This window comes from Paraburkholderia sp. BCC1876 (assembly GCF_902833695.1).
Taxonomy (GTDB): domain Bacteria; phylum Pseudomonadota; class Gammaproteobacteria; order Burkholderiales; family Burkholderiaceae; genus Paraburkholderia.
In genome coordinates this window covers 559999-581694 of record NZ_CADFGI010000005.1, presented here as the reverse complement: position 1 = coordinate 581694, position 21696 = coordinate 559999, and the positions used below count along the sequence as shown (strand labels likewise).

Below are 21696 nucleotides of genomic sequence, written 5' to 3'. Positions count from 1 at the left end.
GCAGGCAGGAATCGGTTCGCCCGCACCATCAGCAGGCACTTCGAGACGCCGCCGTGAGTTGCTCCAGTGCGTCGCCTAGATAGCCCGCGAATGCGCGTACGCGCGCGCTCATGTCGCTTCGCGACGGATAAACGAGGTAAAGGCCGAGCTGGGCAGTGGCGTGCACGGGCGCGTCGATCTCAACCAGCGTGCCAGCGGAGAGCGCGTCCGCGCACAGATGAGCAGGCAGCGTCGCCACGCCAGCGCCACGTATCGCCAGCTGCTTCAGCAAGCCGAAACTGTTGGACTTGACGCTTGTGTAGGCGCCCGCTGTACGATTCGTACCCGTGGCAAAGGCGAGCGAGGAGTGTGGGGCGAAGGAGCCGGGCGCTATCGATTTGCGCTCAGGCGCATCGCCGTCGGGGAAAGGATTTGTCCCCGCGCGCTGCGCGAGCCACGCGGGACTAGCGAACAACGCCATACGGAAACCGGCGATTCGCCGCGCAACTGCGTCGTTGCCGCCCGGTTTGCCGCCGCGTATCGCAAGATCGAACCTGTCGCTGACGAAATCCACGACATCGTTGCTGGCGTGCACCTCGACGCATACGCGCGAGTGCGCGCCGACAAATGCGGTGATGGCATCGGCGAGGACGGTGTCAGGGAAGTCGAGCGGCACGCTTAGGCGGATGGTGCCCGACAACGTCGCGCCTTCGGCGAGACCGCGTTGTTCGGCGTCGCGCAACATAGCAATGGCGCCGCCGACGCTTGCGTACCAAACCTCACCGTCTTCGGTCAGCGCGAGCTGGCGCGTCGAGCGCCGCAGTAGCCGCACGCCGAGCCGCGCCTCCAGTGCGGCCACGCGCGCACTCACGGTCGAGCGGGGCAAGCCCAGTTCGCGTGCGGCGGCGGCGAACGAGCCGCTATCCACCACGGTTACAAAGGCGAGAGAGCCGTTGATATCCATTGTCCATCTCATTGGCAGGAGCCGCCATTCTATCGGTCTTATCGACCGCGATTAGCGGGTGCAGACTGGCGCTTTCTCAACACGCTTTGCAACGCTCATGAAAACCGCCATCTTCACGCCATCGGCTGTGCTCTCTTTCTCCAACATGAAGACTCGCGTGATCGCGGGCACGGCCGACGCCGATCACGCCTGCACCGACGTTCCATACACCGTGATGGAGATGCGTATTGGTGCGGGCGGCGGTGCCCCTGCGCATCGCTCGCTGGACGAGGATAAGACTTTTGTCGTGCACGAAGGCGCGCTCGAATTCCAGATCGGGGACACTGTTCAGAGGGTGTCCTCAGGTGCTGTGGTCACGGTCGCGCCCGGGGACGTCCACGGATTCATCAACCGCGAGACCGCCGACGCACGCATGCTGCTGGTCGCTGCGCCGGCGCGTCACGATGCGTTCTTTCGCGCGATGGCGGCGTTGCCTGTGCCGCACGATGTTGAGGCGGTTCGCCGCATCTGCGAGAGGTATCGGCAGGTGATCGTGGGGATGTGAGCGACGGATATCCGGGCGGAGTTCTTTGTTGATCTGTATCCCGTTACCACGACCGTGCAGTTCAAACGTTCAAACGACCTCTACCACCACGACTGATGGTCGTAGCTAGCTGCAGTCGCAGAGACCCCCGTTCAAGGTGTCGGCGACCCTACGCATTGTCCGGAATTGTCAACGATGCACGAGATGCCGGCGAGTGACCGGTTGAGTCCAAAGGCCGACTTGAGCCCTTCGCCATCGCCGGTAGCGGCCATTCGCCAGCGTGGACGCCCGAACCACGCTTATGCATGGTCGCGGGACGTGGCTATTGAGATAAGCCAATTTATCTCTGTACCGCCGTCGCGCGAGCGGCCGTCACCCTGACGGCGGCGACTAGGCCGGTGAACAACCGCTGCCACTTTCGGCGAAAGGCGCAAATCGGCCGAGGCTGTGTGAAAACGCAAAAGTACTCGGTTTTCGGGTGTCGCGTTACCCTTCCCGAGTTGCTACCAAGCCAATACAGCGCCATCTAAAGGGTCGATTTTTTAGAAGGCCCTTTCCAACACGCGTTTTCACACAGCCTCGGCCGCACTCGGTCCGATGATGATCGACTCAGTTCGCCCCCCACTCGCCATATGTCAGCACGCTCCGGAACAGGCACGAGCCTGCGGCCGTTCAATTCTCAGTCAGGTTAAGACGTTAGTTTGTAGGCGACGGAATTCGCGCTGCAGCGACTTGCAATGAAGCTTGAAACGCGCCTCCTGGGTTCTCGGCTGTGAGCAGCGTAAATACAAATCCTGTTGCCGCATCGGTTGCTGACATTTGATATACGAGTTCATGAAGGGGTCCCGCTGGGCTGGGTAAAATCTTATCTTCGACTACCGTGAGATTAAGTCCGGGACGTTTGCTTCCGTCGATCAGTTTATGAAAATCGGCTTCGACTTCTCCCGGATCAGCAGCTCTTGCCCAAACAGCGCATGCGCGGGTCGTCCCTCTGATCGAGAGCGCAAAACTCCCATATTTCGCCGGTACTGCCCACGCTTTTCCATTTTCGCCGTCTCCAACGAAGACTTGCAAAGGAATTGCGTCGGTGATTTCGTGTAAATGCCATCCATCTGCCCAAGCTTCAACCCCACTCGGCCGTCCCATATTGGGTACGCAAACCTTCATGAAGAGTCCAACTAAAAACCCGGCTGCTGGATCTGCGGCCAATGCGTGGTGGGATGCGAGTGCTGAAGTAACGCCTAGAACCAAGACAAGCTTGCGGATTTGATTTCTCATGGTTTTCCTTTTACGGCGCCGAGTTTGGGCTGAGTTCTGCCGCTTGCTGATTGTCTGCGATCTAGGCAACGATGTCGACCGTCCGCACATGGCCGACTACTGCGCGACACGGCGCGGAACGGCGACCCGAATTGGCCACGTAGCTTAGCGATAGGCCACGCCGCGCTCAGAGGAAGTTCCTGATCAGCATCGTCACCCACCGCCAGGCACCGCCGCAGCCGGCGGCCCGGCAGCGCGCATTGGGATCCGCCAGAAGGCGGCCATTGACGTCGCTCACCGAACTTGAGTTGCGCAGGAAGTACGCCACGCTGTCGTGCAAAGGATCGAGCCCGTCCTCAGGGATATCTATCCACAGACCGTTTTCGGTATTCAAGTGGGCCGACAGCGAATCAAAATTGAAACTGCCGAGATAATATCGATGGCCGTCGATGAGGACCAGCTTGGCGTGCATCATGCGGTTCTCCCGGTCGGAATATTCACGCACCTCGATCCCGGCATTCACCAAACCGGGCAGATCGTCGGCATAGGCGCGTCCGACTGCGGGGAATTCCTGCGTGATGCTCGCCAGCGAGGCGCTCACCAGGATCACGTGGACACCTTCGCGCCGCTTGCGCTCAAGAACCTCGCGCAGTTCCGGCACCAGGATCAGGTAGGGGTTGATGATCAGGATCTCGTGCTGCGCCGTATCGAACGCTTGCAGCATGTCCTGCAACGTGCCTGGCGAGCGCTTGTCGGGCCAGTCGTAGGCATAGCGCAGGCGATCGCAGGCGATCGGCATCCAGGCAGGATCAAAATCCGCCCCGGAAGCGGGCGGAGCGGCGGGATCATTGGGCGTATCGGAGGCCGTTGGTGTATCGGTAACGGCCAGGTCCGTCGCCCGGGTTGCAGCGTCGATCGGAGCCAGCAGCCATTCGCGCCAATAATGGATACGCGCCGGGTCCAGCGTCGCATAACCCTGCGAGATGCGATAAGGCGTTGCGACTTGAAGGAATTTTTCCGGCTCGGGGCGAACCACTTCCGGGCTATCCCAGAACAAGGCGAAATGCTGGTACATGGCGTGCAGGGAGGACGCATCCTGGCCGGGGTCGCCCGACACCATCAGATCGCGCTCGCTGAGCCAGTTGAGGAAGCTCGCATCCCAGATCGAGGTACTGCCAATCACGGCCGTGTCGCCAACCAGGAACAGCTTGTCGTGCATGCGATGCGAAATCTCGATGAGATCTGATCGTGGATGGAAGATTCGCAGTTCGATGCCGGGAGCCACCTCGTGCAGGGCGACGATGAACTCGTCCTCGAACGGGAAGTGCGGCTCGGGGCCGATGCCGTCGATCAACAGCTTGACCGGCACACCTCGGCTTGCGGCCTCGACCAGATGACGCAACAGCAGGCCGCCGGTCTGATCGATTTCGAAGATGTAGGCGAGGATGCGGATCTGCTCGCCAGGCGTGGCACGGTCGACCAGCGCAATCCGCGACTGCATCAACTGACCATCGTCAAGACTGGCGACCAGGTCGACACATTGCGCGTGGGCGTGCTGAGAAGAGGCAAACACGCATGCCAGAATGAGCGCCAGGCTTCTCGTTGTGGTCATGATGTGGCGTTCGATGTGTCTCGGGCCCTACGTCCTTGAAGGCCTGGAAGGTTTCGACGCGGTAGCACGGTCAATTAGCTCGCTGTTACTTCGAGAAGGTGAACAGAACGGCGAGCGCGAGATAGTTACCGTGGACAAGAGCGGCGCAAATCCGGCTGCACTTTAAGCACTCAGTGGACAGGACATCAGCGCAGTTGAAAGAATGGCTTTCCAGAATGTCCGATTGTCGCCGATTTATGAGCACTGTTCCAGCAACCGTTCCTGGCCGAGCCGTGCCCGATGCAGACCGCGATTCGCCGCTGCTTGTCGTCGGTATGCGAACGGCATAGAGCGGACCCATTCCGGCCGTCTGGTTTGCCTCATAGCGGACGTTCAGCGCCGAAAACTCCGGCGTTATCGAGCATCTGAATTAGCTCTTCAGGGTAGACAGTCTCGGTGGTGCTGGACAGTTCGTCCCGGCTCCACCATTGATGATCCACCATCACTTCCTTCTCTTCGGCGGTCCAACTGTCGCGTGAAATGGATTCCGTGTCGGTATCGACGACGAAATACTGCTCGACGGCGAACACGTGCTCGCCGTCCGGCAACTGCAAGAGCAGTTCGCGTCGTCCCACTGGCTGTGATATCCGCGCCTTGTGAATGCCTGTTTCTTCGCGGAGCTCGCGTATCGCCGCGCCTGCAAACGTCTCGCCATGCTCGACACCGCCGCCCGGCGTTGCCCAATAGGCCGTCCCAGCGAGGGCGCCAGATTTGTGGGCGAAACGGAATAACAACACGCGCCGCTTTGGAGTGGTTATTAAAAGCCTGGCCGATGGCCGCTTGCGCAACGGATTCGCCGCTTTCTCGTAGAGTGACCATACATAGCCACCGGTCTCTGGCTCGACGTATTGCCCTACGCGGATGAATCCAAACGACTCGTAATAGGCACACAGCTTTGCGTTGTGGACGGCGCAGTCGAGTCGAATAAAACACCGATCCAAGGCGCTAATCTTGTCACCGCACCAATCAAGCACAAAGCTGCCAAGTCCACGTCCGTTAAAGTCCTTCCGCACAGAAAGACCATGGACATAACCGGCGATCGGTTCTTGAGGCCCCCAATGCTTGTCCTCATCCAGAACGAGCGAAAACGTTGCGACGGGGGTGCCTTCCAGTTCAACTACATACACTTCCTTTTGAGAGACATTGTTTCGTACCCAGTTTTCCGAAAACCCGTCCCCGTCCTTCCCCCATGCATAGTCGCGGTAGGCGACCTTCTTCGCATGCGCATCGTTTCGAATCTGTGTAAGTATGGGTACATCATCTGCCGTTGCCCGGCGGATGCTTTTCAAGGCCATCGCTCATATCTCCGTTGAGGAGTCTCCGTAATGAAAAAACACTAAGGTGAACTGCACTCGAACCTACGACGCGAGATTTTCAACGATTTACATGCTGTCGTCGACCATCCGTTTCTGGCCGGCGAGCGACAGAAGATCGCAAGCCGTTTCGGCAAACTGGCTGCGGTACTTGACGAAACCTCGCTTTCGGTCACCAAGGAAGCCAAACTGCTCGAAGAATCGGTGCGCGTCGACGCGAGCCGCCGAACTAAGAAGCATTATCTTCGAACAGTCTCGCGATCGACAGAATTGCTCGACCTCACGTAGCAGTGCCCGCCCGATTCCATTCCTACGGCATTCCTGATCAACGACGAGATTTTCAACTACGGCGAAAGGCTGTCCGGCGTACATGGCATCCGCACAAAGGCAAACCAATACGGTACCTCGAATACGACCATCAATCTCGCAGACTAGCAAGCGAGTGCGAGCGTCGTCCTCAAGAATCTGGATTTGGCGCGCCGTTGCCTTGACGTTCTCGTCGTCGATCAACTGACGATACAGCGACTGAAGGATGTCAGCATCAGCGCCTCGCGCGGTTCGAATAGTCAGATGGAAATTCACTGCGTTCAGTGGTAGTTGGAGTCGAGCTTGATTTTAGACGAGCCGCGGCATCGTCTGTCGGCGCGTTAGCGCCTCAGAGTGCCCGTTCGTTGACGATCTGAATGCCTATGTCGACCGACCGGTTTTGGCCGAGGCTGTGTGAAGACGCAAAACTACTCGGTTTTTCGGGTCCCGAGGTGTCCGCAAACCGATATGGCGCGATCTGAAGGGTCAATTTTTTAGAACACCGCGTTCAGCATGCGTTTTCACACAGCCTCGGCCGCAAACGCTCATTCGCTCGCCGAGCGCCGCTATCATTTCATCCTCGTTTTGTTGGCGTTGGAGTGAAGCGAGTACAGGCATACGCCTTTTTTCTGGCGCAAAAAAAACAGTGAACACGATCCAGTTTGACCGGAACACGACAGTGCCGATTCGCATCCGGGTTTCCACTAACTCGAATCATTGTCGATTTACCATCACATCGCGCGTCGTGTGAATGAAAGCCAAACTATCATCTGGCTTCGAAGCTCCATCACTTAACGTGCCAACGGAGAAGTGAATGACTAAAGTAAAAGTTGCCGGGTTCAGTGTCTCGCTTGATGGCTTTGGTGCGGGAACCGCTCAAAGCCTAGATCAACCGCTTGGCGTGCGAGGCGAGGAAATCTTTCAATGGTTTTTCCCGACGCGGACTTTTCTGCAGATGCTGGGCAAAGAAGGTGGTGACACCGGCCTCGATGACAAATTCGCGCAACGGGCCATGGAAGGTTTCGGTGCCTTCATCCTCGGTCGAAACATGTTCGGCCCGATTCGTGGGGAATGGCCGGACGATCAATGGAAGGGCTGGTGGGGTGACAATCCGCCGTACCATGCGCCAACCTTCGTACTCACGCATCATCCGCGACCGTCCATTGAGATGCTAGGCGGAACGACATTTCATTTTGTTTCGGGCGGCATTGAAGACGCGCTAGAAAAAGCGCGCGAAGCGGCGGGCGGAAAGGACATCAAGATTGGCGGCGGAGTCGAGACCGTGAGGCAATACGTTCAGGCTGGCTACGTGGATGAGATTCATCTCGCCTTTGTTCCAGTTGCGCTCGGTCAGGGCGAATCGCTCTTTAGCGGCCTGGATCTCCGCGCCTTGGGATATCGCACAGTCGAGCATGTAGCGACGGAGCGAGCCACGCACATTGTTCTCGCGAAGTAGGAAAGTGCGCATAGCCTGTCCGCAAGGTTTCGGGCTCCTCCTGCCCAGCCGCTTGCGATGACAGGCAATACGCACATCCTCAGCAAAAAACCGCTCTAAACAAAACTGTGCAGCGCCTTCGCAAACCTGGCCACCGCACCTTCAACGTCATGCAGTTTGTCCAACCCAAATAACCCGATGCGGAAGGTTTTAAAATCCTCAGGCTCGTCGCATTGAAGCGGAACGCCTGGCGCGATCTGCAAGCCGGCATCGGCGAACTTCTTGCCGGATCGTATTCCGTCATCGTCCGTGTAGCTGACGACCACGCCCGGCGCCTCGAAACCTTCGGCCGCCACGCTTTTGAAACCGTTTTCCGCGAGGAGTGAGCGAACGCGTTTGCCGAGTTCAAGCTGCTCCGCTCGCACTTTTTCGAAGCCGTATGCCTCGGTCTCCTTCATGACGTCACGCAACGTCGCGAGTCCGTCGGTGGGCATCGTGGCGTGGTACGCGAACCCGCCGTTCTCGTAGGCTTCCATGATCTGCAGCCATTTGCGAAGGTCGCAAGCAAAACTGGTGCTGGTTGTTGCGTCGATTCTTTCGCGGGCAAGCGGGCTGAGCATGACCAGCCCGCAGCACGGCGACGCGCTCCATCCCTTTTGCGGGGCGCTGATCAGAACGTCGACGCCGCTCGCTTGCATGTCGACCCAGACCGTGCCGGAAGCAATGCAATCCAGTACAAACATGCCGCCGACGTCATGCACAGCATCGGCCACCGCACGCAAATAGGCGTCCGGCAGCATGATCCCGGATGCGGTTTCGACATGCGGCGCAAACACCAGATCCGGCTTGTTTTCGCGGATCGCAGCGACCACGTCTTCGATCGGGGGCGGCGCGTAAGCAGCCTGTCTCCCTTGTTCGACCGGACGCGCCTTCAGCACGATCGACTCAGACGGAATGCTGCCCATGTCGAAAATCTGCGACCAGCGAAAACTGAACCAGCCATTGCGGATGACCAGGCACTTTCTGTTCGTCGCGAATTGCCGGGCAACAGCTTCCATGCCGAAAGTCCCGCTACCCGGGACAACAATGGCCGACTTCGCGTTGTAGACCTTTTTTAGCGAAGCGGAAATGTCGCGCATGACTCCCTGGAAGAGTTGCGACATGTGATTGATTGATCGGTCGGTGTAAACGACTGAATATTCGAGGAGCCCCTCGCGGTCGACATCGGGAAGTAAGCCTGGCACGTTTGTCTCCGTTTATAGACGAATAGTTGGATCGAAAACTGATTCTAGCTAAACCACCTGTGGCTGAGGCAAAAAGCATTCTGGCAGGGTTGGAGCCGTCCTCGCACTATGCTCCGAACGCGCCTTTCACAAGACCCCCTGTTCCCCATCGTTTCCGGCGATCTCCGCCGCCAACTCATCGATTTGCGACTCCGCGAACACGCGGATGCCGTGCTCTCGCAGCAACGCGACAGTCACTCCGACGCCTGGATGCGTTTCCCCACTGAATGCGCCGTCGTAAATGAAGCTGCTACCACAAGAGGGACTGCCGTCCGCTAGCAACGCATAGCGGCAGTTTTCAGCCTTGGCGCGGTTGAGCGCATGACGGGCGCCTGCGATGAAGAGCGCGGTCACGTCCGCGCCGGTGTTGTCCTCAATCGTCGCATTGCTCGCCAGAACATCCACACCTGTGCGGCGCAGTTGTATTTCCGCCGGTGGGCGCGGAGTCGGGAAGCCGGCTGCCACTTCGGGGCAGACGGTGACGAGGCGACCTTCGTCGCGCCAGCGGGACAACCACGCGTCGTGCCTGAGTTTGGCCTTGCCGTTGTAGCGAACGGGGTGGCCGACGAGGCAGGCGCTGACCAGGATCTTCAACATGAGCGGTGACTATGGGTTCCGTGGGGCGTGGGTTTGAGGTTTGTAGATTGTAGCCTCGCCAGCAGAGGTTTCAGGCCGACGCGCGATCCGCGCCCGCACCTCAGGCGTCGCCAGACAGGTAGCAACCGCTTCACAACCCGGTGCGCCGGGGTACGGTGCCACACGAACCGGCGCACTATGATTCGCGGGACAAAGAATAATCGCCTCATAGGGTCCGACCGCCGCCAAATCCAGAATCGCCGAAGAGCGAGTCATCAGGAAAAGAGATCGCATACTGGCACTCGCACGAAGGCGAAGAAACGTGATCAACGCTTCCTGAGTGAGCCCATCGAGATCCTGTTCGACCATATCGACAACCAGTGCAGCGGGGCCATCTGTTTCCCACCCCACCAGCAGGATTGTCAATGCTTCAGATTCAGTTGCGCCCTCATCGATAAGCCACTCGACGGCCCGATCGACGCGCGACTTTAAAGCCGTATCGGCCTTCAGCAGATCGAGCGCCGCCGCGCCTTTATCCTGCAACCGGTCCAATCCGAGGAATACCGCGTCAGGCAAAGTCTCCGCGAGACGAAGCGCCAGCCTGGTCTTACCGCTGCCCAGAGAACCGATGATGTAGTTAAGCGGACGAATGTCGCGAAGTTCGAAACGTTCTCCGCCCCAAGGCCAAGGCAGCGCAAATGCCACGCTAATCCCCGGTCGGTCGATAAGCTGGGTCAGCTCTCCACCAACCGGCATCTGGCCACGCGCGAGATCAGAGCGAACGCGCCGGATTCTGTCCAGCTTCTGAACAAGATCCTGCAGTTCCTCATTCAATGCGGTTGCATGCGTCGCCAAAGCAATGGCCAGGCTTTGTGGATCGCCATCCAGCACGCGCGCGACCTGGGCAAGACTGAGGCCGAGAGCACGCAGAGCCACAATCTCGCCGGCGCGATCCATCTCCTTCGGACCATACACGCGATATCCGGCCGCCGTTCGGCCCGGAGTGACCAGTCCCTGCTGCTCATATAACCGCAATGCCTTGATCGACACGCCGAGCTGACTGGCCGCTTCTGATGCGTTCAAACACGGGGCGGAAGAGCTCATTCAGTCACCTCTTTCTGTTGACCAGTTGCGGTAAGCATGAGGGCGGCCCCTGGGGCCGGGTCAACGAAATTTTAGAGTACGTGGCTTACGCGGACAGCGAGTTCGCACTCTGTCGTTATGACACGATCCCAAACCCCGCCAGAACATCCCACGCCACGTGCATCAGAATCCCCGCGCGAATATTGCCGCGCCAGGCCGCAAGTGCTCCCAACACAAGCCCATTGAGCACGATGCTGAGAACCGAAACGATGCCTTCATAGCCGTGTCCGATCCCGAACAGAATCGCCTGGGCCAGGATGGCGATGCCTACTCTACCGGTGATGACGGTAAGTTGGCGTTGCAGATATCCGCGAAACACGATTTCCTCGCACACACCGGCGCTTAGCGAGAGGCATACCCACAACGTGACGGCGAGCAGGCCAACCGGCAATGCGGGCAGTACCGGGTTGGCCGGTTGCGCGCCATGTTGCAGCAGGCCGACCAGGCCCGCGTTACAAAAATAGTCGACGCCGAAAGCCAGTGTCGCGTAGACGATGTCTTTTCCGAATTCTTTGAGCGTCAACCGATGGCGACCGAAGAACTCGACAATAGACCGTTGGTACTCGCGCATGCCTTTGTAAACGAAGCGGACCCACATCCATTCCATGCCAATCACGAACGCATAAAACAGGTTCAACTGCTTCGGCGTAGCGGGCGAGTCCGCTGTTGAGTTGTGCATGCCGTTAATGGCGCTGACTACGGTCAGGACCAGGCAGACAGCCATGAAATGAAGCGTGTGTCTTGGTGATGCCAATAGAGCGCGTGGTGCGCCCGCCTGATTCGAAGCTGCCAGATCCGGACTCGCAAGATTCTTCATGGGTCACTCTCTTCGTAGCGTTAAGGTCGGGCAAGTCAGGTTCGCGATTTGCCAGGAGCATTACCGGACATCGAAATGAACACCCCCAGCGCCGCACTGGTTCGGGCCAGGTCGCCGGTGCTCAGAAATTCCAGCATCAAGCCGTCGATCACGGCGACATACAGCGTGGCCGTGGCGCGGCGCTGAGGCGAAGGTGGAAGCGTGCTTTCGACAAAGCTCAACCAGTTCGAACTGTTGTCGTCCATGAAAGGCGCGTAGACGGCAGGGTTCTGCATGGCCAGAACCTGCACTTCGTACAGCAGGCGCACGTAAGGAACGTTGTTCGCATGCGTGGACCACTGCCAGAAAATCTTCATGCCGCCTTGCCCGCCTGATTCGCGCATCAAGGCGGTGAAGGACTGTTGCGCGCGCTGCCGCACCTCGCCCATGACTTCGGCGATGAGCCCGTCTTTGGAACCAAAGTGAAAGATCAACAACCGTGCGCTGGTTCCGATCTGCTCGGCCAGCGGCCGTAACGAAAGATCGGCGATGCCGTGTTCAAGGAAGTAGGCCAGCGCCTGGTCGCGAAGCGTGTCTTTTCTGTTCATGAAACGAACGTTACATGAAACACTCGTTACACTCAAGGGGGAATTCACGAAGTTCACCGGCATCGCTTCGGCGGGCTGGGTGCTGACGCTGAGTTTGTCCGGCACACGTTCGCGCAGCGCACGGTGACCTTTAACGGCAGTGGGACGTGGGTAGCGGCACACTTACCGCGGATGGAATGCTTTTTATTGCGGCGCTTTTCCATCTGGGCTCAACGGCTCGACGTTAGTGGTGCCGTCCGCTGCCACCGTCGCATTGAGCCGGCGCTTGCCCGCGTTGTCCACCAATACGACGCCGGACCCGCCCGCGTTATTGAGGAACAGATAACTCGACGCGCCACCTGGCCGGTCGAACTTCACATGCGCGCCCTTGTCGTCGACGGCAAGCGCGGCCGTCGGCCACGCCGGATTCGGATTGGCAAGCGTGACGGACGGCCTGCCCGCGGCATCGAGTGCGACAGTCGCACCGACCGTGCCGGATTCGCTGAGTAGCACCAAGGTCGGTACACCGTTGCTCGCCGACAGCACGATGCGGGGACGGCCTTGTTGATCGACGATGCGTACTTCCTGAGTGACGACGGGTTCGGGTGGCAACGAAACAGGCATGGTCTCTTCCCTTGATTGATGGTTTGCAGCGGCAGTAACGGTAATGATCAGGCCATCGTCCGCAGCAGGTATTTATGCTGCCCGGACAACACCAGTTCGCCCCGCTGATTGTGAACGGTGCGCGCGGGGACGATCTGCCAGTCGGTCGGGTCAAAGCTGAAAGCCATACGTTTTCTCCTTAAGTATTACGATCAGTGGAGTGAGCGTATCGGCCTGAAGCTTGAAAATCTTTGTAGTTTTCTTAATTGACCTTAACCGGCCAAGGTGCCGGCAAAGCTTTGACGATCAAGGTACTCCGTTGTCTCACGCGATTGCCGGATCAAAGCAACGGCAACGTCACGCGAATATGCTCCGCAAACGCGGTGGTCAAATGCGAAGGCCGATCCCGTTCGAACTTCAGCGTGATGCCGATAGCCGGCAAAGCAGGCAACTGCGGATCGTCGCTGATGACGCAGAGATCCGAAGCAACCGCCGTTTGCGTGATCACCGCGAAAGCCTGCCCTGAGCGCACCAATGCCGTGAGCCCGGCAAGACTGCTACTCGCATAGGCAATACGATAACGCCGCCCCACACGCTGCAGCGCCTCGCATGCCGCCACGTGATCGAGCGTATCCGGATCCGAAAGCGCCAGCGGCAGCGGATCGAAGTGCGCGGAATCCATTCCCGCACAGCCCACCCAAACCAGCGGCTCGCGGCGAATGATGTGCGCATCGGCCGCGTCTTCCGGCAGTGAGATCATCGCCAGATCCAGCGCATGCATGTCCAGTTGTTCGCGCAAGCGCGGGGTAGGGGCGCACATAACCTCCACCAAAGCCTGCGGATGCTGACTGGAAAATTGCCGCAATAAATGCGGCAGAAAGACGGCTGCGTAGTCGTCCGGACACCCGAAGCGGATCGTCCCCGACAAACCTTTTCCAGAAAGATCCGCCATCGCTTCATCGTGCAGCCGCAGAATGCGCTGGGCGTGGACCAGCAACCGTTCACCGGGATTCGTCAGCACCACCCCGCGACCCGTGCGCTGGAACAGCGGCTGATCGACGATTTCTTCAAGGCGTTTCATTTGCTGACTCAGCGCCGACTGGGTTCGCCCGATCCGATTGGCCGCACGACTCAACGCCCGGACTTCGGCAATCACGACAAACGAACGCAGCAGATCGATTTCGAGTGAGAGGCTCAAGATATTAGACTCGCTTCTAGCTTCCATTAGAACTATTCGTTTCTATGAAACCAGAGAGCCATCTAGACTGCAAGCTATTCCCGCTACCCGGTCAAGGAGAAGCACAGTGTCCCGCAACGACGACGCAACGTTCTGGCGCAACGCCAGGCAGCACCTGATCCGCTACGGCGGCACCTTCGAGCCGTTGATTATCGAGCGCGCTCAGGGCAGCTTTGTTTATGACGCGGACGGCCGTGCGATTCTCGACTTCACCTCGGGGCAAATGAGCGCGGTGCTGGGGCACAGTCATCCGGACATCGTGTCGGTCATCAACGAATACGCCGGCAAGCTCGACCATCTGTTCAGCGGCATGCTGTCGCGACCGGTGGTCGACCTCGCAACACGCCTCGCCGACATCACGCCCGACGGACTCGACCGTGCGCTGTTGCTCAGCACCGGCGCGGAGTCGAACGAGGCCGCTATTCGCATGGCGAAGCTGGTCACCGGCAAATATGAAATTGTCGGTTTTGCGCAGTCGTGGCATGGCATGACGGGGAACGCCGCGTCTGCAACCTATAGCGCGGGTCGTAAGGGCGTCGGTCCCGCGGCGGTCGGCTCTTACGCGATTCCCGCGCCGTTTCCGTACCGGCCGCGTTTCGAGCGTCACGGTGAATACGATTACCTGGCGGAACTGGACTACGCGTTCGATCTCATCGACCGTCAATCCAGCGGCAATCTGGCTGCCTTTATTGCAGAGCCGATTCTTAGCTCCGGCGGGATCATCGAATTGCCGGAAGGTTACATGGCCGCGTTGAAGCGCAAATGCGAGGAACGCGGCATGCTGCTGATCCTCGACGAAGCGCAAACCGGAGTGGGGCGTACGGGCACGATGTTCGCCTGTCAGCGCGACGGCGTCACGCCCGACATTCTCACGCTATCGAAAACACTGGGCGCCGGTCTGCCGCTCGCGGCGGTCGTGACCTCCGCGCAGATCGAAGAGCGGGCCCACGAATTGGGTTACCTGTTCTATACGACTCACGTGTCCGATCCACTGCCCGCCGCCGTCGGTTTGCGCGTATTGGATGTGGTCGAGCGCGACGGGCTGGTCGAGCGTGCGAACGTGATGGGGGCGCGACTCAAACGCGGTTTGCTGGATCTGATGGAAAGCTTCGAATGCATCGGCGACATTCGCGGACGCGGCCTGCTGCTGGGCATGGAGATCGTCAAAGACCGTCGCACGAAAGAACCGGCGGATGGACTCGGTGCAAAGATTACCCGCGAGTGCATGAACCTGGGGCTCAGCATGAACATCGTGCAGTTGCCGGGTATGGGCGGTGTGTTCCGAATCGCGCCGCCGTTGACCGTCCGCGAAGAAGAGATCGATCTGGGTCTGGCACTGCTGCGGCAGGCGATTGAGCGCTCTCTCTGACCTGCCGCTTATTTGGCCTGGTTCTAGTTATGCGGCCACAGGTAACAGTATTGCTGACTGTCTTCGAAACTGGGGCCGACGGTGCCGTCGGTCGCGATCTCTTTCAGCCATCCATTCGGATCTTGCGAGGTGGGTGCGTCGCCGCAATTGGTGTGAACCCAATGAATGCCGCCTTGAAAAGGAAGGCCGCATAGTTCGAGTCGGTCGCCAACCGCAATGCTGTTCAACGGCGGCGGCACAACGGCTGCATCCTGCTGATAACCCGATGCGAAGACGTTGTCGATGGCGACGTCGTAATCGGCACCGTCCGCGTCGCCCTTCAGCGTTAAATGCGTATGCGACAGCTCGACGCCTTTGCGGAACATGCCGTGTTTGAAGGTGGGTGCAGACACAACCTGACCGACGAGCAGCGTTCCAGCATTCGCGGCGCATTGCTGTGCGTCGTCGGCAAATGCACTAGTGGATAGCAAAGCAAGCACGAAACATAAACTGGCCGACGACCGGACGCGTTGCCGGATGCTGCGGCCTTCGTGAAAGTTTAAAGACGACATGGCAGAAGCTTCCTCAGTGTTTGGATTTGATCATGCAGCCCGCGCAGCAGAACAATCCATGCGAATGGAATTGCCTTCACGCCGACTCGCTTAATACGCCTATCTTCGTCACCGAAACGCTGCGGCAGTTTATCAGCCTGGTGCGTGCAAATTATGCGCAAGCGTTCATTTTCCGGTGAACAGATAAAGCGTGATCAGTCGGGTCGCTTCTTTCGCTAACGAGTCATTCTGAGTTTGCGCCGGATCGGTCATTACCGCGCGATGAGCGAGTGCTTCCATGGTGGTTTCGATCATCGTCGCGGCCACGGTCATATCGATTTCCGGCGCGATTTCATCGGCATGTCTTCTGAGTGTGGATTCGAGTACTTTTACCGCTGTTTTTCTGACGACTTCTGTACGGTCCGCCACGCCGAGTCGTGGCGCCAGCTCGAGTACACATCGATGACGTTCGGGCGTCACGTGATGTGAGACGAACGCGAAGTCGACGAGCGCGCGAATGCAATCGTCCAGCGTCGTGCAGCGACGTTCGTCGAGCGCGTTTTCGAAAGCGATCAGAAATTCTTCGCAGCAGCGGTCGACCACGGCCACGGCCAGCGCCGCCTTGTTCGGGTAGTACTGATACAAGGTGCCGACGCTAACGCCGGCGCGTTCGGCCACGCGTGCTGTCGTAAAGCTTTCGTAGCCTTCGTCCAGCAAAACCTGAATAGTGCCTTCGATAATTGCGTCGACGGTCGCTTTGGCGCGCGCCTGACGCGGCGATTTCCTTGGTTTTACGTCCATTGGGCGGCCCTATAAGCGTGCTCGGGAAATGCGAATAGTCAATTCCAGTGATTTGTCCGATATTCGATGGACGCAATCACGGGGCGCCGCAGCGGCGCCATTCACTCCCATCACGCTAACACGTCATGAACACCAATTCCTATTCGCAGCTCGTGCGCTATCAGCAATGGGCGAGTCGTGGCCTCTATGAGGTGCTTGACCATCACATCGATCGACTGAACGCCGAGGATGCCGCGAACCTCATGCGCATTCTCGATCACATCTTTGTGGTCGAGCGGATCTTCCAGCATCATCTTCAGGGGCGGCCGCACGGATTCCGTGCGGCGCGTTCGGATGCCATGCCCGACATGCATCGACTCGCTAAGGACGCGATGGAGGTCGACGACTGGTACGTTTCCTACGTCGAAAATCTATCCACGCAGGCCGTGGAGCAAGCCGTGGATTTTGCTTATATCAACGGCACGCCGGCTCGCATGACGCGCGGCGAGATCCTTCTGCATGTCTGCCTGCACGGTACCTATCATCGCGGCAACGCCGGGGTGATTCTGTTGAAGAACAACGTCATGCCGAATCAGGACCGCATGACAGACTTCCTTGAAACCGTCGCTTGAATGCCGTTGAGTCGATTGTCAAAACGGCTCATCCAATACGAGGAACGAGAAGAATGAATCCGCAACCACTTCATGATGGTCCGACGGCGCTTCACCTGAACGACACCTGTATCTTTCTGGCGCGAGACGGAACCGTGCGCTCCTATGCGAAAACCGCCGAGACCCTGAGGAAATCGGGCAGCGATCCCGAGTTGACAGACGGCCGCATGCTCGCGATGTTTCACGTGAGCAGCCCGCGTGACGTGCACTATCCGACCTGGGAAATGCACCCTGACGGAGACGAACTCCTCATTCTTGCGTCAGGTTCGCTCTCAGTGGAAGTGCGCAATGGAACGACGATACGCTCGGCGCGCTTGCCTTCGCAGGCGGCCTTCGTTGTGCCGGCCGCGCAATGGCATCGCCTGATCGTGCATGAACCGTCGGTGTTGATCGCTATCACGCCGCGCCGCAATACCGTTCACCGGAACTGGGAGGACGATGCGCGAGCGGCAGACTGAAGCAAGCCCGTGCGGACTCACCTGTCGCGGGAAAGCCGGGTCATACGCGTGAGCGTCGCGTCCTGAAACACGAAGTGATGGGCGAGCGCCGCGAACGTGTGTAATCCGATCAGCCAATAGGCGGCGTTACCGATCAGAAAGTGCGCGTTGTGAAGGAATTGATGGGCAACGGGATCGGCTCCAAACAGGCGGATGTGCCATCCGATGCCGGCGAGCGTCACGGCGTTCCCACCGGTATTGACCATCGCTATGCCGAGCAGAGGCTGCACGAAGATCAGCAGATAGAGCGCGAGATGCGTGAGCCGCGCCATGAAGAGCTGAACCGGCGAGTGCGTGAGTTCCGCGGGCGAACCGTGCCAGAGCCGCCACAGTAAGCGCAAAATCGACAGGCTGAGAATCAGCGATCCGGCCCAGATATGAACGGCGTTCCAGACGATGCGGCTATCCGATCCTTTCGGACCGCGTATTTCAATGGCAAAGAGCGCAACGACGATCAGTACCGCCGTCGCCCAATGGAAAAACATGGCGGGCTTCGAATAGGAAGGGGCGCGCTCGGACGACTGCATGGATTCACTCCTGGTGTTGAATGGCTGAAAGACCACGTGAGTGAAGCGCAGCAAGCGTAACAAGCGCCCAAAGCACTACCTTCGACACGATCACACCCGTCGTAAACGCCCATGTCGTTCGACTTATTCCAGCGGGATCGCAATCAGAAGGCGGCTTTTTTGTAATGGATTGTGTTGCGCAGGGAAACGCGTCAGAACGACTCGCCGACCATCGCTTCGCTTTTGCGCCAGAGCGCGGCAGCATGATCCGTGTCGAGCGCATAACGCCGAACGCCTTCGCTGATGGGCGTAATGACCACGTCGTCCGCAACGATTTCGCTGACGTGGCAGTTTTCGCAGTATTTGCCGCCCACCTCGTCGGCTGCCGCTACCACTGCGGTCCATACCGAGGTTGCCGCGCCTTGCGGAACTGTCTTGAACTGGAACGGCTCCTTGCCCTCCGACGCAAGCTGACTGTTGATGTTCTCCAGCATCGCGGTCAACTGGCCTTCGTCCATGTGGCGCGCCAGTTCCGTCATGATTCCGCCCGGATGAACGGCCGCTGCCCGCACACCGCGCGCCTTGTGACGTTGATCGAAGGCCACCGCAAAGAGGATATTCGCGGTCTTCGCGCGACCGTATGCGACGAACGGATCGTAGGGCGTGTGCTCGAAGCTGGGATCGTCGAGATCCACGTCCGCGAAACGATGCCCTGACGACGCCAGCATGACCACACGACCACCCGGGCGGATCAGCGACGCCACGCGATTCACGAACACGAAATGCCCCAGATGATTCGTGCCGAACTGCGTCTCGAAGCCGTCCGCTGTTTTGCCGAACGGCGTGGCCATCACGCCCGCATTGGCGATGATCACGTCGAGCGGTTGGCCTTGTGCGAGTAGCTTGTCGGCGCAAGCGCGAACGCTAGCGAGGCTCGCGAGATCGAGTTCGATCAGCTCGATATTGCCGCCTGCGGCCGTGGCCTCGCGTTGTGCTTCGGCGGTCGCCTGCTGCGCCTTTTTCAGGTCCCGGGCCGCGCCGATCACGTTCGCCCCACGCGCGGCGAGTGCCCGTGCCGTCTCCACGCCCAGCCCCGCGGAGACGCCCGTTACGAGAATTCGCTTGCCGTGAAGGTCGACGCCCGCGAGTACCTCGTCGGTCGTTGTGGTTGCACCCAATTTCTCAGTCATCTTTGCCGCTCCATCACAATAGAGTTGACGTCATTCCCTGCCCGGGATAAAACGGAGTGAGCCTCCGCTTTTAACTATACTAAACGGAGCCAGCCTCCGTTTGCAAGCACTCAAACGTATCGATGAACGAACCGACACCCAAAGAACGAAAACCCAGGGCGGACGCGCTGCGCAATCGCGAGCGCATTCTTGATGTAGCAAAAACGGCATTTACCCATGCGCAAGGCGAGATCAGTCTGGAGGAGGTCGCCCGCCAGGCCGGCGTTGGCGTCGGCACGCTATACCGGCACTTTCCGACGCGCGACGCCCTGCTCGAGAGTGTCTATCGTGCCGAGGTGGAGAAGCTGGCGGAGGAGGCGCGCAAGCTGATCGATTCGCTGCCGCCGCTCGAAGCGCTGCGCGCCTGGATGACGCTTTTCATCGACTACATTGCGACGAAGAAGATCATTGCGCCTGCGTTGAATTCGATTGTCGGCGGGCCGACCAAACTGTTCGAATCGTCGGGGGCGCAGATCATGGGCGCGATCCAGTCGCTGGTCGCGCGCGCCGTCGCGAGTGGTGATATCCGGGCGGATCTCGATCCGCTGGATCTGCTTCGCGCGCTCGTGGGCGTTTCAAATGTCGCGTCCGCGCCGGACTGGCAGCAGAGTGCCAAAAGGCTGATCGATATCCTGTTGCTCGGCTCGCGACCGCAGGATTAGTAGGGGTTTTCAAATCGATGCGCGGACAACCAAAGCGCGGATAGCGTCATGCGACGCGATGCTTTCACTCTGCGCGTCGCGTGGCTCGCATTGCCCAATAGCGTCGGTAGCCCGGACACGCTATGCTTTCTCGCCACCCTCCACGTGCGCAGAGGTGGCCTTTCGACCCGGCAGGCAAGCGCGCCCGCTCAGGTGGAACGCAGCTGGACCCAACCAGCAGTGCGCACCAACGAGTCAGCGATCCGCCGCCCGCCTGTATGCCATTGAGCCACCTGTTGTTAGCGGCCGAGCCGCCCCAGCTTGCACCGGGAATCGTACATAGCAATTTCAGCGTGCAGGGCGACGGCCGTCATAGCTTCCTCGCGTGGCAGGAGCGCATGAGTCCGGTCTACGACATTCAACCTGCCTCAAAGCGCGTCGACGAAACGTTCGACGCAGCGATGTCCCGCTACTCGATCGACGATCTCAGTTTTTTCCATTTCCGCACCGGTCCGAATCTGGCCGTACGCTCACTGGGACGCGTGTCGACGGAGAACATACGCGACGTTTCATTTAGCGTGTTTCTGGAAGGCCGGCCTGGTGAATTTGTGAGCGGCAAGCGAGCGCGCGACGCATCGCCCATCGCATCCGTGCCGAGCATTCTTGCGCTGGATATGGATCAGCCATGTGCCGTTCGGAGCTTTCATGGCCGGATATTGTTGTTCTTCGTGCCGCGCGCGCTGGTCGAAAAAGCCTTCCCCGACGCCGCGTCGCTGCATGGCCGCCGGGTCGAAGCGACAACGCCATTAACCCGCACGCTGATAGCGCATCTGATCGCGCTCAACCGGCAGATCGTCGGCCTGAGTAAAGACGACGCGCGTCAATCCTTTCTCACCGCGGTCGAATTGCTGGCCGCAGCATTTGGCCGGCAAGCGGGCCTATCCGGCAACGCGCGCGCGGCGGTGCGCGCCGCGGTGTACGGACAGGTGCGGCGCTATGTCGAGGCGCATCTGCACGACCCGGAGTTGTCGACGGAGCGCGTATTGGCCTCGCTGCATGTGTCGCGTGCCAGCGTGTACCGTCTGTTCGAGCATGAAGGTGGTCTGGCCACGTATATCGCCAGCCGCAGGCTGCGCATGGCCGCCGATGAACTGGTCCGCTTTCCGCATCTCGACGTGCGGGACATCGCGGCGGGACTCGGCTTCAACAGCGCATCGAGTTTCAACCGCGCATTTCGCCGCGCGTTCGATATCGCACCGCGCGATTTGCACGGCTATGCGCCATTACTCCGGCGAGAACGGGAAGGGTTGGCGCGTCATGCGACCTGGCCGACGACGAGCCAGGCGGCACACGCTACACATGTAGCACACGCGGCGAACGTTCACGCGTAAGCTGAACGTTTGACGCTCGCTGCAGCGGTGCTTATATCGTGGTTCGTGAGCTCGATTGCAGCGTCGAACTGCTGTCGCTCCTGCCCTGTACGATGAAATCCGTTGCCTGAAGCGCAACCGTGTCCGAACCGGCCACTGAACGCTTGATGCCGGCTCGCGCCAGAATGCGCTTCAAGAACTTATAGAAGAGTTCGAGTTGTCTTGCGTCCGTGGCTTTCGGCTCGAGATCGAATACATGCTCGAGCACACGGCGTGACACGTAGAAACGTTGCAGTCCGTGGACGATACGAACCTGGAAGACGACGCCGTCGCTGTTGTGCGGCACCGCTGCCCAAATGAGTGAATGACTACTCATGGAGCCCCCGTAGATCACAATCTTAAGTTCTGAAGCTGGTCAATCCATACTCGCACATCCAAATCGGAGAGCAG

At 59.2% G+C, this 21696-nt stretch carries 24 protein-coding genes; 7 read left to right on the top strand and 17 right to left on the bottom strand.

The window, feature by feature from the left end:
- Window positions 1–28: 28 nt before the first annotated feature.
- Window positions 29–943 carry a LysR family transcriptional regulator gene (locus HWY05_RS21670; protein ID WP_176059548.1) on the bottom strand — a complete coding sequence of 305 codons (915 nt, stop codon included), beginning with the start codon at window positions 941–943 and terminating at the stop codon, window positions 29–31.
- A gap of 97 nt (window positions 944–1040) precedes the next feature.
- On the opposite strand from HWY05_RS21670, the gene HWY05_RS21665 reads away from it, so the two are divergent.
- The gene (locus HWY05_RS21665; protein WP_176059547.1) at window positions 1041–1487 is read left to right on the top strand and encodes a cupin domain-containing protein; all 447 of its coding nucleotides are present in this window, start codon (window positions 1041–1043) and stop codon (window positions 1485–1487) included.
- Between the two features lie 675 nt (window positions 1488–2162).
- Here HWY05_RS21665 and HWY05_RS21660 read toward each other — a convergent pair.
- From HWY05_RS21660 to HWY05_RS21640, 4 genes are all read right to left on the bottom strand, one after another.
- On the bottom strand, window positions 2163–2744 hold the full coding sequence (locus HWY05_RS21660) for a hypothetical protein (protein ID WP_176059546.1): 582 nt from the start codon (window positions 2742–2744) through the stop codon (window positions 2163–2165).
- 166 nt (window positions 2745–2910) lie between these two features.
- A complete protein-coding gene (locus HWY05_RS21655) occupies window positions 2911–4335 on the bottom strand; it encodes a phosphatidylserine/phosphatidylglycerophosphate/cardiolipin synthase family protein (protein WP_231585006.1) in 1425 nt (474 codons plus the stop codon).
- 359 nt (window positions 4336–4694) lie between these two features.
- The gene (locus HWY05_RS38165; protein ID WP_208459100.1) at window positions 4695–5669 is read right to left on the bottom strand and encodes a bifunctional GNAT family N-acetyltransferase/NUDIX hydrolase; all 975 of its coding nucleotides are present in this window, start codon (window positions 5667–5669) and stop codon (window positions 4695–4697) included.
- An 87-nt stretch (window positions 5670–5756) separates the two neighbouring features.
- On the bottom strand, window positions 5757–6269 hold the full coding sequence (locus HWY05_RS21640; protein ID WP_208459099.1) for a GNAT family N-acetyltransferase: 513 nt from the start codon (window positions 6267–6269) through the stop codon (window positions 5757–5759).
- A gap of 538 nt (window positions 6270–6807) precedes the next feature.
- Here HWY05_RS21640 and HWY05_RS21635 point away from each other — a divergent pair.
- Window positions 6808–7449: a dihydrofolate reductase family protein gene (locus HWY05_RS21635; RefSeq protein WP_176059545.1), complete on the top strand. Its 642-nt coding sequence runs from the start codon at window positions 6808–6810 to the stop codon at window positions 7447–7449.
- 95 nt (window positions 7450–7544) lie between these two features.
- On the opposite strand, the gene HWY05_RS21630 is transcribed toward HWY05_RS21635, so the two are convergent.
- From HWY05_RS21630 to HWY05_RS21595, 7 genes are all read right to left on the bottom strand, one after another.
- Window positions 7545–8672 carry an aminotransferase class V-fold PLP-dependent enzyme gene (locus HWY05_RS21630; protein ID WP_176059544.1) on the bottom strand — a complete coding sequence of 376 codons (1128 nt, stop codon included), beginning with the start codon at window positions 8670–8672 and terminating at the stop codon, window positions 7545–7547.
- Window positions 8673–8798: 126 nt separating this feature from the next.
- Window positions 8799–9308, bottom strand: a complete 510-nt coding sequence (locus HWY05_RS21625) for a DUF523 domain-containing protein (protein WP_176059543.1) — start codon at window positions 9306–9308, stop codon at window positions 8799–8801.
- Window positions 9309–9317: 9 nt separating this feature from the next.
- A complete protein-coding gene (locus HWY05_RS21620; RefSeq protein WP_176059542.1) occupies window positions 9318–10391 on the bottom strand; it encodes a MerR family transcriptional regulator in 1074 nt (357 codons plus the stop codon).
- A 115-nt stretch (window positions 10392–10506) separates the two neighbouring features.
- Entirely contained in the window at window positions 10507–11247 is a 741-nt protein-coding gene (locus tag HWY05_RS21615) for a CPBP family intramembrane glutamic endopeptidase (RefSeq protein WP_176059541.1), read from the bottom strand.
- Window positions 11248–11282: 35 nt separating this feature from the next.
- A complete protein-coding gene (locus HWY05_RS21610; RefSeq protein ID WP_176059540.1) occupies window positions 11283–11939 on the bottom strand; it encodes a TetR/AcrR family transcriptional regulator in 657 nt (218 codons plus the stop codon).
- Window positions 11940–12017: 78 nt separating this feature from the next.
- Window positions 12018–12437, bottom strand: a complete 420-nt coding sequence (locus HWY05_RS21605; RefSeq protein ID WP_176059539.1) for a hypothetical protein — start codon at window positions 12435–12437, stop codon at window positions 12018–12020.
- Window positions 12438–12756: 319 nt separating this feature from the next.
- Window positions 12757–13641 carry a LysR family transcriptional regulator gene (locus HWY05_RS21595; RefSeq protein WP_035555422.1) on the bottom strand — a complete coding sequence of 295 codons (885 nt, stop codon included), beginning with the start codon at window positions 13639–13641 and terminating at the stop codon, window positions 12757–12759.
- A gap of 79 nt (window positions 13642–13720) precedes the next feature.
- Between HWY05_RS21595 and HWY05_RS21590 the strand changes: the two genes are divergently transcribed.
- The gene (locus tag HWY05_RS21590; protein ID WP_035555424.1) at window positions 13721–15022 is read left to right on the top strand and encodes an aspartate aminotransferase family protein; all 1302 of its coding nucleotides are present in this window, start codon (window positions 13721–13723) and stop codon (window positions 15020–15022) included.
- 23 nt (window positions 15023–15045) lie between these two features.
- On the opposite strand, the gene HWY05_RS21585 is transcribed toward HWY05_RS21590, so the two are convergent.
- Together HWY05_RS21585 and HWY05_RS21580 are read right to left on the bottom strand one after the other, a co-directional pair.
- Window positions 15046–15573 (bottom strand): hypothetical protein, encoded by a 528-nt coding sequence (locus tag HWY05_RS21585; RefSeq protein WP_231585007.1) that lies wholly within the window; start codon window positions 15571–15573, stop codon window positions 15046–15048.
- A gap of 165 nt (window positions 15574–15738) precedes the next feature.
- Window positions 15739–16353 (bottom strand): TetR/AcrR family transcriptional regulator, encoded by a 615-nt coding sequence (locus tag HWY05_RS21580; RefSeq protein ID WP_176059538.1) that lies wholly within the window; start codon window positions 16351–16353, stop codon window positions 15739–15741.
- Between the two features lie 125 nt (window positions 16354–16478).
- Between HWY05_RS21580 and HWY05_RS21575 the strand changes: the two genes are divergently transcribed.
- A complete protein-coding gene (locus HWY05_RS21575) occupies window positions 16479–16964 on the top strand; it encodes a DinB family protein (protein ID WP_176059537.1) in 486 nt (161 codons plus the stop codon).
- Between the two features lie 53 nt (window positions 16965–17017).
- The gene (locus HWY05_RS21570) at window positions 17018–17461 is read left to right on the top strand and encodes a hypothetical protein (protein ID WP_176059536.1); all 444 of its coding nucleotides are present in this window, start codon (window positions 17018–17020) and stop codon (window positions 17459–17461) included.
- A 17-nt stretch (window positions 17462–17478) separates the two neighbouring features.
- Here the strand turns inward: HWY05_RS21570 and HWY05_RS21565 are convergent, their stop codons facing one another.
- Window positions 17479–18027, bottom strand: coding sequence for a cytochrome b/b6 domain-containing protein (locus tag HWY05_RS21565; RefSeq protein WP_176059591.1), 549 nt, complete (start codon window positions 18025–18027; stop codon window positions 17479–17481).
- A gap of 191 nt (window positions 18028–18218) precedes the next feature.
- On the bottom strand, window positions 18219–19196 hold the full coding sequence (locus HWY05_RS21560; protein ID WP_176059535.1) for an SDR family NAD(P)-dependent oxidoreductase: 978 nt from the start codon (window positions 19194–19196) through the stop codon (window positions 18219–18221).
- Between the two features lie 122 nt (window positions 19197–19318).
- Here HWY05_RS21560 and HWY05_RS21555 point away from each other — a divergent pair, with 122 nt between their 5' ends.
- Both HWY05_RS21555 and HWY05_RS21550 read left to right on the top strand, forming a co-directional pair.
- On the top strand, window positions 19319–19897 hold the full coding sequence (locus HWY05_RS21555; protein WP_176059534.1) for a TetR/AcrR family transcriptional regulator: 579 nt from the start codon (window positions 19319–19321) through the stop codon (window positions 19895–19897).
- A gap of 257 nt (window positions 19898–20154) precedes the next feature.
- Window positions 20155–21267: a helix-turn-helix domain-containing protein gene (locus HWY05_RS21550; RefSeq protein ID WP_176059533.1), complete on the top strand. Its 1113-nt coding sequence runs from the start codon at window positions 20155–20157 to the stop codon at window positions 21265–21267.
- Between the two features lie 31 nt (window positions 21268–21298).
- Here HWY05_RS21550 and HWY05_RS21545 read toward each other — a convergent pair whose 3' ends face one another.
- Window positions 21299–21622, bottom strand: coding sequence for a hypothetical protein (locus HWY05_RS21545; RefSeq protein WP_051981283.1), 324 nt, complete (start codon window positions 21620–21622; stop codon window positions 21299–21301).
- Between the last annotated feature and the right edge of the window lie 74 nt (window positions 21623–21696).